The organism is Thalassobacillus cyri (assembly GCF_900107755.1).
GTDB lineage: Bacteria > Bacillota > Bacilli > Bacillales > Halobacillaceae > Thalassobacillus > Thalassobacillus cyri.
The window spans coordinates 1-13,695 of the sequence record NZ_FNQR01000028.1; the positions used below are offsets into that span (position 1 = coordinate 1).

The 13,695-nt window shown below is 42.0% G+C and carries 13 protein-coding genes and 1 pseudogene; 11 read left to right on the forward strand and 3 right to left on the reverse strand.

What is annotated here, in order from left to right:
• Positions 1-699: 699 nt before the first annotated feature.
• Positions 700-1,320: a flavodoxin family protein gene (locus BLV00_RS21015; protein WP_093046869.1), complete on the reverse strand. Its 621-nt coding sequence runs from the start codon at positions 1,318-1,320 to the stop codon at positions 700-702.
• 156 nt (positions 1,321-1,476) lie between these two features.
• Here BLV00_RS21015 and BLV00_RS21020 point away from each other — a divergent pair, with 156 nt between their 5' ends.
• The 7 genes from BLV00_RS21020 (at position 1,477) to BLV00_RS21050 (ending at position 9,343) form a co-directional block, all read left to right on the forward strand.
• Entirely contained in the window at positions 1,477-2,262 is a 786-nt protein-coding gene (locus BLV00_RS21020; protein ID WP_093046870.1) for a PRC-barrel domain-containing protein, read from the forward strand.
• Positions 2,263-2,583: 321 nt separating this feature from the next.
• Entirely contained in the window at positions 2,584-3,324 is a 741-nt protein-coding gene (gene sigI / locus BLV00_RS21025; RefSeq protein WP_093046871.1) for an RNA polymerase sigma factor SigI, read from the forward strand.
• Positions 3,321-4,481 (forward strand): anti-sigma-I factor RsgI family protein, encoded by a 1,161-nt coding sequence (locus BLV00_RS21030; RefSeq protein WP_093046872.1) that lies wholly within the window; start codon positions 3,321-3,323, stop codon positions 4,479-4,481. The genes sigI and BLV00_RS21030 overlap by 4 nt, the downstream gene beginning before the upstream one ends.
• A gap of 230 nt (positions 4,482-4,711) precedes the next feature.
• On the forward strand, positions 4,712-6,343 hold the full coding sequence (locus tag BLV00_RS21035) for a DUF6583 family protein (protein WP_093046873.1): 1,632 nt from the start codon (positions 4,712-4,714) through the stop codon (positions 6,341-6,343).
• Positions 6,344-6,379: 36 nt separating this feature from the next.
• Complete coding sequence (locus BLV00_RS21040) at positions 6,380-7,573, forward strand: ABC transporter permease (protein WP_176791774.1); 1,194 nt, start codon at positions 6,380-6,382, stop codon at positions 7,571-7,573.
• A 19-nt stretch (positions 7,574-7,592) separates the two neighbouring features.
• Positions 7,593-8,591 carry an ABC transporter permease gene (locus BLV00_RS21045; protein ID WP_245729037.1) on the forward strand — a complete coding sequence of 333 codons (999 nt, stop codon included), beginning with the start codon at positions 7,593-7,595 and terminating at the stop codon, positions 8,589-8,591.
• A gap of 20 nt (positions 8,592-8,611) precedes the next feature.
• The gene (locus tag BLV00_RS21050) at positions 8,612-9,343 is read left to right on the forward strand and encodes an ABC transporter ATP-binding protein (RefSeq protein ID WP_176791777.1); all 732 of its coding nucleotides are present in this window, start codon (positions 8,612-8,614) and stop codon (positions 9,341-9,343) included.
• Between the two features lie 402 nt (positions 9,344-9,745).
• Here the strand turns inward: BLV00_RS21050 and BLV00_RS21055 are convergent, their stop codons facing one another.
• Positions 9,746-9,970, reverse strand: a complete 225-nt coding sequence (locus BLV00_RS21055) for a DUF3892 domain-containing protein (protein WP_093046877.1) — start codon at positions 9,968-9,970, stop codon at positions 9,746-9,748.
• 175 nt (positions 9,971-10,145) lie between these two features.
• Here BLV00_RS21055 and BLV00_RS21060 point away from each other — a divergent pair, with 175 nt between their 5' ends.
• A complete protein-coding gene (locus BLV00_RS21060) occupies positions 10,146-11,708 on the forward strand; it encodes a bifunctional GNAT family N-acetyltransferase/carbon-nitrogen hydrolase family protein (protein ID WP_093046878.1) in 1,563 nt (520 codons plus the stop codon).
• 15 nt (positions 11,709-11,723) lie between these two features.
• A pseudogene (locus tag BLV00_RS21065) lies at positions 11,724-12,438 on the forward strand (SDR family oxidoreductase).
• Between the two features lie 68 nt (positions 12,439-12,506).
• Here the strand turns inward: BLV00_RS21065 and BLV00_RS21070 are convergent.
• Complete coding sequence (locus tag BLV00_RS21070) at positions 12,507-12,740, reverse strand: YhdB family protein (RefSeq protein WP_093046879.1); 234 nt, start codon at positions 12,738-12,740, stop codon at positions 12,507-12,509.
• A gap of 155 nt (positions 12,741-12,895) precedes the next feature.
• Between BLV00_RS21070 and BLV00_RS21075 the strand changes: the two genes are divergently transcribed.
• Positions 12,896-13,078: a hypothetical protein gene (locus BLV00_RS21075; protein ID WP_028781890.1), complete on the forward strand. Its 183-nt coding sequence runs from the start codon at positions 12,896-12,898 to the stop codon at positions 13,076-13,078.
• A gap of 99 nt (positions 13,079-13,177) precedes the next feature.
• Positions 13,178-13,678, forward strand: coding sequence for a hypothetical protein (locus BLV00_RS21080; protein ID WP_093046880.1), 501 nt, complete (start codon positions 13,178-13,180; stop codon positions 13,676-13,678).
• The last annotated feature ends 17 nt before the right edge of the window (positions 13,679-13,695 follow it).

The following is a 13,695-nucleotide window of genomic DNA, read 5'->3' on the forward strand; positions in this document are numbered from 1 at the left end:
CCTAATACAGTTAGGAAACGCAACGCGTCCCTTTATTTACCTTAAATTTGAATAAAAGGAATAACTTGATTGATGAATGTAAAATAAAAAAATTTAAAGTGTTAAAAACGATTTATAACCCTTGGTGTATCAACATTTCCGGAGGGAGTCTCGCCGTTTCCCTGCCCATCCAACCAGTTTTGTATTAAACGGACCCTTCAATAGGAGAAAGAATGTACCTGAAACCTCAACTTGACGCATTTACAAAGGAAATGAAGGTGCCAAAGTCTTCTTTCTATCATCATGAGCGGTTTCCACAAATGAGATTTCGATAACTTCCTATGACAAGGAGCGTAGGGAAACGGTGAGACTCCTCGAAAATGCTACGCATTTCCTTCGCGCGTGGGTTAAGTCAAGGAGAAAATTCAAAGTCCTGTGGGAGTTGAGTGATAGCTGAGGCCCCGCAAGGCGAAGCCTGAGGAGACTCAGCACACGCTCACGGAAAGCGAACTGTTTCCCGGAGCCCCTAAACTCCAATATTATCTCGAAATCAAGTCTTCGACTTTTCGGCCATTTAGTTGAATAAGTACTTCATTTTTTGAAATTATTCATACTATGACATCAAAAAATCGAGTATAAATCCTTTGTGGCTTTATACTCGACTTGATTACATCTATCAGCCCGAGGGCGTTTTTTATTGAAAAGGGAAGAGTTATAATATTACGAATCCAGCACGTTTCCAAGGGTAGGAATGGGATGAAACTTGAAAAGTTCAGCAAAATGAACCAAATTATACGTCATTCTTTCAATATTGTTCAGTGCTTTATCATCTCTTGATATATCCACTGCTTCCTCTTGATGGGAATCTATTCTCCCTTCATACGTGGCGTGTGCGTGAGGGGGGATAGCAAACCCTAACATAGTGAGCTGGTAGAATATTGACTGGGCAGCAGTCCGTCCTCCGTCCTCTTTGGCGCCAGCTACTACCACTCCACCGACTTTATTATAAAAAAGGGATTGTCCCTTTTGGTTTTTTAACTCTTGATAACCTTGAAGACGTTCCAATATCAAACTGGCGATACTGCTTTTTTCCCCCATAGAAATCGGGGTGCCGATAATCATAATGTCAGCTTCTTTGATTTTATTAAAGATAAATGGCCAATCGTCATCACCGTCTAGGCGGTCGGTAATTCCGAAAGAAATATGGAAATCTCTTAAGTGGATTCGGTTGGTATCGATCTGTTCTTTTTGCAATATTTTGGTTGTCTCGTGAAGCAGCTGTTCTGTTTCACTTGCGACTGTTCCTCGTTTCAATGTTGTATTCAAGAGTACAGCTTTCAACTTTTTCCCTCCTTTCGTCAGCTTTCCTACTGTGATTATACCTGTTCTTTAATACAGATAAACCAAAGCTGAAAACTTACCAGCTTTTAGTTTCACTCTTTTCTGTTACGGGAAAATACTTGTAAACAAGCAGTCTGACTAAAGGAGTGATTATACATGCTATACCTTGCAAGCGCGTTAGAAAACTATAATATCCAGGCTGTAGATGGAGAGCTCGGGAAGGTGAAAGACTTATATTTTGATGATAATAAATGGACGATTCGCTATTTAGTGGCTGACACAAGAAAGTGGCTGCCAGGAAAAAAAGTGGTCGTTTCCCCATCTGGGGTGGAGATGATAAACACAGAAGAAAAAGTCATTCACGTTAAGAATAAGAAAGAGGACATCAGAGATAATGCAACCCTTGAGGAAAAGCAAGAATTTTCCTATGATAAGGAAGTTGAATTATCGGATACCTTTGGGTGGAAACAATATTGGAGTGGAGAGTTTCTCTGGGGCGGATACCTTACGCCGCTTGATCCTATGGAGGAGCCAGTAAGAACCGCTGAGCCAGCAGGTACAGAAGAGCCGCCGATCAATGATAACGTCCATGGCAGCAACCATAAACTACGAAGTATCGAAAACATTAAAGGTGAGTTCCAACATGGGGTTGTGCATGGGGATAATGGTAAAATCGGTTATATCAAAGATATACTCATTGATGATGAGACTTGGAGAATCAGATATTTCATTGTTGATACCAGTGAGTGGTCAACAAATGTAAGAGTATTAATTTCCCCGGACTGGCTGCAGTCTATAGATTGGGTGGACAAAGATTTCTATATTGATTTAAAACTGGAATCCATCGAAGAAGGCCCTAATTATGAAAAAGACCGGGAAGTAACAAAAGAGCTCGAGGAAAAGATTTATGAAAAATATCGCAAAGAACCTTATTGGAAGTAATGGGAATATTTGCAAAAAGCCCTGCCGTTTGGTAGGGCTTTTTTCTTACCTGATACCTGTCCAGAGGTAATAGGTACTATCTTTTGAAATCATCATTTAATAAAATGTAAACAGCCTGTGCTAGATACTGATTCTATAATTCGATAAGATAGTCACGTTGAATATAAATAAAATCATAGGTCCCTTAATATAGTTAGGTTATACTTCAGAAATAAGGTTGGTTGAAACATATTTGTAACATAAATGAAAAGTTTTTTAATAATTACACCCATAAAATGAAAGACTTTCTCGAAATTACTTAATAGCTGGAGGTGGTAAAGGTTGATCAGGAGTCTGTTTTATAAGAAAACTGACACCTCCCTTAATGAGCAAGTAACATTAGCACAAGCGGGAGACGAAGAAATTCGTAATCACCTATTGAAGCAATATCAACCTTTTATCGCCAAAAATGTTTCTGAAGTATGTAAACGGTACATTGACCAAAACAGAGATGATGAATTCAGTATCGGCTTAATGGCATTCAATGAAGCGATTGATTCCTTTTCCTCCTCCCGAGGAAGCTCGTTCCTATCCTTTGCGCGGCTGGTCATCAAGCGTAAGGTGATCGATTTCATCCGGAATGAGCAGCGCCATTTGATGGCTGCTTCCCTCGATGAGGACTATGAAAATGATGAACAGATGGAGAACCCATCCGAAATCACAGCGGCTAAAGAGCAATATGAACGTCAGACAGAGGCATGGTATAGACGAGAAGAAATCAAAGATTTCCAAATTAAATTGAAGCAGTACAAGCTTTCTTTCAAGGAACTTACCGATGTTTCACCCCAGCATCGCGACGCCCGTGAGTCAGCAATACGGGTAGCGAGGCTGATATATGAAGATGAGGCATTGAGGGAGAAAGTATTGAAAAAAGGCAGACTGCCAATCAAGGATCTTGTCGATCGTGTTGATGTCAGTAAAAAAACGCTGGAACGGAATCGTAAATTCATTTTAGCGATGGTCATCATCTTGAGTGAAGAATATGTGTACCTCCAAGACTATATTAAGGGGGTGGGGTTGTGAGAAAAGGGATTGTCATGGAACACCACCGTGGCTATACCATCGTACTTACCGAATTCGGTACCCTTCTTAAAGCAAAACCACTGAACGATGTAGAAGTTGGAATGGAGACCAGTTTCGAACTTTTACCGGAGAATACTGGGTTAGCAGCGCTATTCCAGTGGAGAAAGCAGCAGGCACAATTAAGAATCATTGCCATAGCAACAGCATTGCTGATAGCGTTATTTCCGCTTTATTCATGGTATGACAGCAACCAGGCTTATGCTTATGTCAATGTCGACATTAATCCAAGCATTGAATTGGAAATCAATGAGGACCGGGAAGTACTGGATATAACCCCCCATAACGACGAAGCCAGAGAGCTTCTTGAAGATCTTTCAGATTGGAAGCATCAAGCAGCAGGAGATGTCATCCTGCAAATCATTGAATTCAGTGAGCAAAAAGGACTGATGAATGATCTTGATAGTGTACTAGTGGGTGTTAGTTATTTGAAAGAGGGCATTGCAAGTGATTTTACCGATGAAATTGAAACGTATGTGAGCAAACACGCGGCAACTTTGACTGTAGCAGCTTTCGTCGTTCCTGAAACGCTCAGAGATAAGGCGAAAGAAAACAAACAATCGGTGAATCGATATATGGCTGAAACATTGTTTGATCCCACCTCGGCAAATACCGATAAATCATCCGATCAAGTGCAGCTTGAAGGGGAAGATAAGGACGTTATTCAATCTTTTTATAATAAGAAACAAGACCGCAAGCCATCACAGACGAAAGAAAACGATACGACAAAAAATAAAGCATCTAACATTGAAAAAGTAACAGATCCAGGACCTCCCGGCCATGAAAAACAAAAGGAAACCCCCGTAAAGAAGAAAGACGAACACCCAGGTAAGGGAAAAGGACTGGATAAAAAATCATCCAACAAAAAAGAAACCCCATCGAAAGGGAATGGTCCTCCGGACAAGGTGAAAGAGAAAAAGCAGCAAGCACCTGGTCACAAAAAGAAGGAGAAGGACTATTCTCCTTCGCGTGCAGATAAACAAAAAAAGGACGATCCTTCCGGTAAAACCAAAATACCTGGCCAGCAAAAAAAAGATAAAAGCTCGAAAAAGCAGAATGCCGACCCGCCAGGACAGGCGAAAAAAAATAATAAAAAGTGATTTATCAGCCGTGAGTGCTCTTGGAGTCTCACGGTTTTTTGCATGTATGGCAGGACTTCAGAATAAATATAATAGAGGACAAGCAATTACATATATCTATTATTCTGAGAAAATAGTATACTAATATACTGGAATCTATTTGTAAAATATAGCACTTATATGAAACTTTCAGCAGGTGAGGTCGTAAGACTATAGTGACAAAAATTATAAGCAGAATCAGGGGGAGAACTATGAGTTACAACCAAAGAAGAAATGGTGCAGGCAGGGGAAAGGGCAGTATCAAAAGCTGGGTGTTTATTGTTTTAACGGTAGTGATCGTAGCTGGCATCGGTGCGACAGCTTTCGGTATGCTGAAGAACAAAAATCCGATGACACGTTATTTGACCGCTGAGCAGAATACGATAGAAAAACAGATGACGTTCATGGATAGTCAGTCAGAGCAGATGGAACAATTGGAAGAGAAGATGATGGGGAATGGATTCCGTAGTAACTCCACTATTACTGCTGATTTTAACCTGGAGGATGGAGCGCAATCGTTTGGTGCCATGCTCCCGATGATTAAAGGAATGGTGTCCTCCTCGAAAATCGAGACAGAACAAAGGATGGATCCTGACACAAAGGAAACGTTCCTGGCATTTGATCTTTTATTGCAGGGACAAAGCTTAGGAAATGCAGAGTTATATCAAAATGAAACGAATGCCGCGTTGAAAGTACCATTTTTATATGAAAGTTATTTCACTTTGCCAAATGACCAATTTGGGGAATTTTTACGGAAAAACGGGGAAGTAACTGTTGGGATGGAAAAACTGCCCAACCTTGCTGACTACCAATCGGCGACACTGACACGTGATGAATTGGATGAAATTGCAGAAGATTATGTAACTACTTTAATTAAAGAATTGGATAAAGAACAGTTCAAGATGGAAAATGGGGTAGCCTATGAAGGCAGCAAGTTCGATAAAGTGACCCTTACCCTGTCTGAAGCCGAAACGAAAGAGATCTTGAAAGTCATGCTTGAAAAATTGAAGAATGATGATCGTATTTGGGATATGGTAGAGGCGCAGATGAACATGAATATGGCTGCTGGTAATATCGAGGATGGCAAGGCTTCTGTCGAGGAGTTGGAAAAAGAAGTAGATAACCTGGAGCTCCCTGATGGATTCAAGCTGGAAGCTTACCTCGATGGAGACGTTGTCGCTTATCGAGATATCAATTTCAAAGTAAGTCATAAAGAAGCAGATGAAACAGCAGCATTTGCTATCCATACGGGTTATTCCGAGGAAAATGAGGATACTTATACCTCGACGATGGAGATGAATGTCGTATCTTCTACGGATGAAGAAGCCATGTCATTTACATTTGAAGAAAAAGGAAAGAAAAGTGGAGAAGAACTTCATTTCGATCACAATATTTCTCTTAAGCTGGAAGAAGCAGGAGGACCTTCCACCATCGGAGCCAATCTTTCTTCTGTGATAAAGGACAATACGACAGAGATGACGTTCGATGTGATGATGGAAGGTGCAATGTTTGCAGGAGGACCTGTTCCTGAAATCGGTGGTTATTTCAATACTGAAACAGAAGTGGATGGGTCTGCTGCGAATCAAAAGATGGATCTTGGCATTGAGTTCGCTATGGAGGATCCGATGACGGGTTCAATAAGCGGGATGGTGGAATTCCATATCGATACAGATACGGAATTCACCAATGACCTGCAATTCCCTTCACTTGACGATAGGGACACAGTTAATGTCATGGAAACTTCGGATCAGGAAATGGAAGAAATTATGATGGAGGTTCAAATGAATCTTCAAAGCTATTATCAAAATATGTTCGGAAACCTTGGAGGCCTTGGCGCCTTTTAAGGGTGTAACTGTTCCGGATAGATAGGAGGATCGGTTGTGCAAAGCATCTCGCTGCTATTACTAGAAATCAGAGCGGCTGCCAGACGGCCGCTCCTTCTTTTTGTTTGTTTACTTGGACCTTTTCTATTGCTTGGATTCCTTGGCTATGCCTTGAGCGGGTTTGTGGAAGAAGATAATGCAAACATTGTAGTTTCGATAGTCGACCATGATCAGACCTTTGAAACAAAGTCATTGATCAATCAACTCCAGGATGATGAAACACTGGCCCAACAGCTTGAATTTGAAGGGATGAAAATGCCCCAAGCTGAACAGGAACTGCAATCTGGCAATGGGACAGGTGTTGTAATCATTCCAGAAGGGTTTACTGCTGATTTGCGAAACGGTACTAATACCCCGATTGAAGTATGGCTGGATGACCAGCAGCCTATCGAATCAGGTGTCCTGCGATTATTGCTGGACAGTGCAGCTAGCTACATTTCTGCCGCACAAAGTGGAGTAAACGCGGTGTACGATTCTGTTATCGAGCCAATGGATCATTCCAGTAACCGCCAGCAGTTATTACAGCAGGTGATCGTTACATTCACTCTGGAGGCACTCGATCGAAATGACTTATTCGATACAAATACTGTGGAGCGTGGGACTAAGATTGGATGGGAAAGGCATGGGGCCATGGCTGTTTGGATGCTTGGTGCGTGGCTGGCGTTGGGCTTGTTCATCACTTCAAGGCAGTCGATTTTACATGGAGGTGTCAGTGATCGTCTGCGTACCATGAATCTAGGAAGAAGTCACATCCATATTACCCAGGTTGTCTTGTACACTTTTTTCCTGTTTATTGCTAATGAAACTTTCTTTTTAGCATATGGCATCTATGACCAGGAGACGCTTCAAGGGGGGGATTTTCATTTGCTGTTGCTGACTCATGCGTTTCTTCAAGCAGCATTAGCAGCCTTTTTACTTGCTTTAAACAGCAGGAAAGGACAAGCGGGATTGTGGTATGTCCTACTGGCGCTTCCGTTGCTGATGGCAAGCGGTATTTTAATTCCTGCCAGCTATCTGCCTCAATGGCTTAGTGACATTACTATGTTTTTACCCTGGCCCCATATTTATCAAGGCCTGCAGCAGCCATCGTCTGGCTTCCTGATCGTACCCGCTGGATTCGGTCTTGCATTGTTTATAACAGGCGGGCTTATCAATCAGAAGGTGGAGAAGCATTATGGTTACCCAGCTTAGACTGCAACTCTTCCGGATGATGCTACGTTGGAAAAGCCTGCTGTTTCTATTTTTATTCCCCTTGGTAATTGTGACGGGCCTTTATCCTATCCTCTCTGTCACTGTATCGGGGACTCAAATCCCCATAGCATGGGTGGATCAGGATAACTCGGAGTTTTCTCAGCTGGTTTATGATCGTCTGCAAGAAAATGAACGTCTTAACATAAAGCCTCTTAACCAGGAAGAAGCGGGAAGACAAGTGCAAACTGGAGAAGTAGAGGCTGTGTTTCTTATCGAAGCTGGTTTTGAGGAACAACTAAAAACTGGAGAAACAGGTGAAATCATCAACTGGATCCGATCAGAGGCTTCTACCCTTGATGCTTTTGCGAAAGAAAAGATTGCATCCGAAGCGGTCAGGGTGATGCTCAACAGTAAAGCAGCCCAATTCGTTGCTGATCGACAAGGGGAGGAAGCCTGGGAAGGAACGTTCAAACGTGCAGATAGTTACTGGGTACCTGAACCTCTTTTTCAAATGGAATTCAAGTGGAAAAGAGGGGTGGAAAAGCAGGGTGGTGCTGCCCTCCCATTATCAGTACAAGGAATGATTTCCTTCTTGCTTTTATATGTAATGGGGGTTACCGCTTACTTATATCGACAATGGTTCGAAGACAAAAAAACAGGTTTATTGGAACGGATAAGATTGAGTACCGGGCATGTATATTACTATTATGGCGCCTGGTTGCTGATCCAGTTCGCCTTATTGATAAGTGTCACTTTGTTTGTATTTGCACTGATGGTACCTGTTTTTCATGTAACTTGGAGTTTACTGACACCCTGGATGCTGCAATTGATGGTAATCATAAGTATTGTCCATGTATTTTTGTTCATGATGGCAATTACACTGAGAAGCTCCGGGTTATTTTTTAGTATCTGTGCGAGTATTATTCTGGCCTCGTTTCTTTTAGGAGGCATTCCTTTAGAAAGCCTGGATGGTTTTAGGATTGGAAAGTGGCTTCCGCACGGTTGGTTGTTTGATTAAAGCTGGATGGAGGGGTGCATGTGATCCGTACAGAAGCACTTGAAAAACATTATAAACAGAAGCTGATATTGCATGGACTATCATGGGATATTAAGTCCGGGGAATCGGTAGGTATTACCGGTCCAAATGGTGCAGGAAAAACAACCTTCCTGAAGTTGCTGGCAACGATTGAAAAGCCGACTGGAGGAGGGTTGTACTTTGAAGAGAAACCCTATTCCACACAGGTTAAAAGAATCCGCAAACGTATCGGATATATCCCACAGGAAATCTCCTTGTTCGAAGGGTTAAAGGTTAAGGAACAAATCAACGCCTGGCGTAAACTGAGTGCTCAAGCCATCGACGAGGTACATGTGAAAAATATGATGGAAGTATTACGTTTGAATGAGGTAATGGATCGGCGTTCCGATGATTTATCCGGCGGCTGGAAGAGAAAGCTGCATTTATGCATCGGATTGTTGCACAAACCGGAAATCTGCCTGCTGGATGAGCCAACTGCGGGTATTGATATGGCAGCCAAAGTGGAAATCATCGATTGGCTGAAAAAGCTTAATGATTCTGGTATGACTCTGGTTTATATCAGCCACGATTGGTATGAGCTGGAGCAGTTGAGCAAACGGTTGCTGCTGATGGATGAAGGAAGTATCGTTTTTGACGGGGGAAAGGCAGAATTGAAGCATTTACCGACAAATGAATATAGCAGGGAGCTTGCCAATATTGTCCACGCCGGCAAGAAAATCGTGGTGCATAAATAAGAGCCTGACTTCGCGCAGGCTCTTTTTGATAGTACAAAAACAATGATGGTTGATAACATTTACAGCGGGCTGCACCCAGCTTCGACGCATAGGGAGTGTTAGTGCCGATCTCGCGACACTAGAATTACTTCATTGAAAGTACTTCGCAGAAAAAGACAAAGTCTTTTTGAGGACGTGGCGTTTTCATCGGTCAGCGCCTACCCCCTCGAGGTCTTAAGTCCATCCTCTCTGTGATTAGAAAAACTTGGCTTATCGCCGTCCTAATGGCGAAAGCCTTAGTTTTTCTTATACTTTGAACCTTTAATAAAGTTAGTTTGAATTAAAGTACAAAATAAAAACCGTCACGTCGAGAATTGTCTTAAGCTTGTCGGGGTGAGCAAGGCGCTTGCACTTTTGTTATATTTAAAATGTCGGTAAATTATCAAGGTTGTTCGTCGGATCACCGTCTGCATCACTGCGTAAATGCTTATCCCCGTCTCTGCCTTGGAAGGTGTTTACATGCTCGATTTCTCCGTTATCAGCCATCTGCTGGGCTTGCTTATAATCGACAACCTGGCCGGAAGACAGTTTCAACTCAATGATATCTCCGTCACCATTTTTTCTTACTGCCACTACTTGTTCAGCCATTTAGATCGCCTCCTTATCCATAGTTTGTACACTTTTATAAATTTTATTTGGTGAAATTTGTACATTTAAAGAAGCGGTTACGAGAAACCTAGAAAAGGGTAAAACTAGACAAGCGATTCATTTTTTTAATAAGCTATATTTAAGATAAACGATTACCAGGAAAGGATAAAATTGCATGTCCAAACTTGATTTATCTCAATTTGAGAAAAAACTGGCGGTCAGAAATCTCCAGGATAAAGATATTGAGGCTATTTTAAAATTACAGGCCATCTGTTTTCCAAATATGGAACCGTGGAAGCGCGAGCACCTGGAAAGTCATTTGCGGTATTTCCCGGAAGGACAATTTGTTGTCGAATATGACGGTTACATCATCGGGAGTTGTTCCAGCCTGATTGTCAATTTTGATGAATATGATGATAAGCATACCTGGGACGACATCACGGATGAGGGCTACATCACTAATCATGATGATGAAGGATACAATTTATACGGGATCGAAGTGATGGTTCACCCGGATTTTCGCGGGATGAAAATTGGCCGGCGTCTGTATGAGGCACGAAAAGAACTGGCGCGTCAATTGAACTTGAAAAGTATCATTATCGGTGGTCGTATTCCCAACTATCACAAATATGAACATGAGCTGACACCGCGGGAGTATGTGGAGGAAGTTCTGAACAAGAATATTTACGATCCAGTCTTGACGTTCCAGGTAATGAACGGATTTACTATTATGCGGATTAATCCCAATTACCTGCCGGATGATACCCAGTCTTCGAAGTACGCGACGTTGATGGAATGGAACAATGTCGATTACCGGGCCAGGACAAAGCGACATTTCAAGACAAGCTATCCTGTCCGCATTATGGTGATTCAATACATGATGAAGAATATTGATTCGTTTGAAGAATTTGCAAGACAGTGTGAATACTACGTGGATGTCGCGGCTGATTTTGGCTCGGATTTTGCTGTTTTCCCGGAAATATTCACTACACAGCTAATGTCATTTCTCGAAGAAAAAATTCCATCGAAAGCTGTGCGCAGATTATCGGAATTCACGGAAGATTATATTGAGTTGTTCACCCATCTGGCAGTAAAATACAACGTCAATGTCATCGGTGGCTCTCATTTTGTGGAAGAGGACGATCATATCTATAATATCTCTTATTTGTTCCGCAGAGATGGTACGATAGAAAAACAATATAAAATCCATGTTACCCCAAACGAGCGTAAATGGTGGGGCATCCAGCCTGGAGATGCTGTCAAAGTATTCGATACCGATTGTGGTAAAATCGCTATTCAGATCTGCTACGACATCCAATTTCCAGAGCTTGCCCGTTATGCCGTCGATAAGGGGGCGAATATCATCTTCGTTCCATTTTGTACCGATGATCGTCAGGGATACTTACGTGTCCGCTATTGTGCCCAGGCTCGTGCGGTTGAGAACCAGGTTTACACTGTTATTGCTGGTACGGTCGGCAACCTCACCCAGGTGGAAAACATGGACATCCAGTATGCCCAGTCCGGCATTTTCACCCCGTCTGATTTTGAATTCGCAAGAGACGGGATTATTGGTGAATGTAACGCTAATGTCGAAACAGTGGTCGTCGGTGATGTCGATCTTGAAATTTTAAGACGTCAGCGTAAATCAGGGACGGTTCGGCAGTTGCATGATCGGAGAAGAGATTTATTTGAATTGGATTATAAATTGGACACCATTGTCAAACCAGAACGAACGTAAGAAAGGAAGATAAAAATGTTGAAAGACCAAGTTGCAATCATTACCGGGGCTTCCCGTGGAATCGGGAAAGAAGTCGCTCGTCAATTAGCCGGGAAAGGTGTGAAACTTGCGATACTCGGAAGCTCGCAAGATATCCACGATACAGCGGAAGAGCTGAAGCAGGAAGGTTATTTAAACGTCCAGTCTTTTGTCGCTGATATCAGCAAAGAGAACGATGTGGAACGTGTAGTTGAAGCTACGAAGAATGCTTATGGGAAAGTTGATATTCTTATTAATAATGCAGGTATCGGTGCTTTCAAAAAGGTGGATGATGTCACCGTGGAGGAATGGAATAAAACATTCGCCATCAATGTCCAGGGTGTTTTCCTCGCTACAAAAGCGGTTCTGCCCATCATGAAAAAAAATCAATTCGGTACCATCATCACCGTAGCATCGGATGTATCCAGGTATACCGGGTTCTCTTTATACGTCAACGAAATACGCCGTTCAAGGCTTTATGGGTGCAGTCGCTCAGGAAGTTCGTGAGCATGGCATCCGGATCGGAACGATCAACCCAGGCATGGTCGACACATACTTTGCCAATAGTAAACAGGGTCTTCCAGAAAAAGAAGAATGGCTGAAAGTGGAAAATATCGCTGAATCGATCGTTTACATGGCTGGCGTTCCTAAACACATGCTGATTGATGAGCTGCATCTGCATCCACTGTCGCAAACTTATCCAAGGCCGTAACTACTGGCTCACGTCAACCGGTTAAATATGTATTAAAATTTGAAAAGCAGCCATAGTGGCTGCTTTTTTTAAACCATCATTGCCGGAGCTGTGGTATCCATGGCATGATCGATATAGGAAAGTAAACTTTCATGGGATTCAAGCAATTGCTGCTCGGTTGAGCGATAATGGAAGGCGTGCAGGAATACTTCAATTTTCTTTGATAAAAATTGGTCCTGTGTCCGCACCATCAAAATCAACAAGTCATCCCATTGTCCCCAAAGCGTGTAATACAACGCTTTGTCATAGTCAGAGTAATACATGGAGTCGCCCCTTTCTAAAGCGAAGGGTTACTTTTATTATGTCCGTCAAACGTTTAAGTCTTCCTGTCGATTGGTACTAAAAATGTCAACACTTGACGGAATGAAACAGGTTTATCGACAGAAAATAAGGGTAATCCATTGAAAGGAGCACTTCTATGACCAGTCATAACGGCAGTAAAGGAAGTAAGAACCAAAGTTCACCACGACGAACAGGAAAATTGCCTGGTGGAAAGATGAATGAAGAATTTGGAAAAGAAATCACTTCCGGCGACCAGAATAAAGGAAAAGAATACCGTTCAAAAAAAGGTCCGAAAGCAAAAAAGACTCATAATAAGTAATGATGGGTGCTCCGGTATTTTCTCCGGGGCAGCCGTCTTTACATAAAGAAAAATATGGTATAATCATTTTGAATATGTTGGAGAGGAGTGGTGTCAGACATGGAAATGGAAAGAGCAAAACAACTACTCATTGGGACGGATAGAAAAGAACAGTTATTTTTATCCAACGTATGGAGTATTGCAGCATTCGGTCTCTTTATGTTGTTCACCTTCACAGTAGCCGGGACAGATACTGCCTTGCGTGTAATGGTCATCTTGACTGAAGTTATCGGGGTTCTGGCATTGGGTGCTGCAATTTTCGGTATTCTATATTTATCTGGAGAACAACAATGGTTTTCGATTGCTAATGTATCCTTTTTGAGTGTATGGGTTATTTTTGCTATCGGTTATGAAATCGGGCTTAGTGAACCAATGAATAATTATTGGCTCTTATTTATTACATATTATATTTTCTTTATCGCTTCCATTGTATTCATTCGATTAGCCTACACAAGGATAGCAGGTGTATATAAGGTAGTGCCGCCTGTTTTTATGTTTGTGAATGCACTGTTGACCGTATATATGGCTTTCTTGAATATGTGGTGGGCATTGACAACTTAACTTTAGATGAAGGCTTA

Bases quoted from the DNA above. Each gene is read 5' to 3' on its own strand.
- BLV00_RS21020 (WP_093046870.1), top strand. From the start codon at position 1,477: ATGCTATACCTTGCAAGCGCGTTAGAAAACTATAATATCCAGGCTGTA.
- BLV00_RS21035 (WP_093046873.1), top strand. From the start codon at position 4,712: ATGAGTTACAACCAAAGAAGAAATGGTGCAGGCAGGGGAAAGGGCAGT.
- BLV00_RS21045 (WP_245729037.1), top strand. From the start codon at position 7,593: ATGCTACGTTGGAAAAGCCTGCTGTTTCTATTTTTATTCCCCTTGGTA.
- BLV00_RS21055 (WP_093046877.1), bottom strand. From the start codon at position 9,970: ATGGCTGAACAAGTAGTGGCAGTAAGAAAAAATGGTGACGGAGATATC.
- BLV00_RS21060 (WP_093046878.1), top strand. From the start codon at position 10,146: ATGTCCAAACTTGATTTATCTCAATTTGAGAAAAAACTGGCGGTCAGA.
- BLV00_RS21070 (WP_093046879.1), bottom strand. From the start codon at position 12,740: ATGTATTACTCTGACTATGACAAAGCGTTGTATTACACGCTTTGGGGA.
- BLV00_RS21075 (WP_028781890.1), top strand. From the start codon at position 12,896: ATGACCAGTCATAACGGCAGTAAAGGAAGTAAGAACCAAAGTTCACCA.
- BLV00_RS21080 (WP_093046880.1), top strand. From the start codon at position 13,178: ATGGAAATGGAAAGAGCAAAACAACTACTCATTGGGACGGATAGAAAA.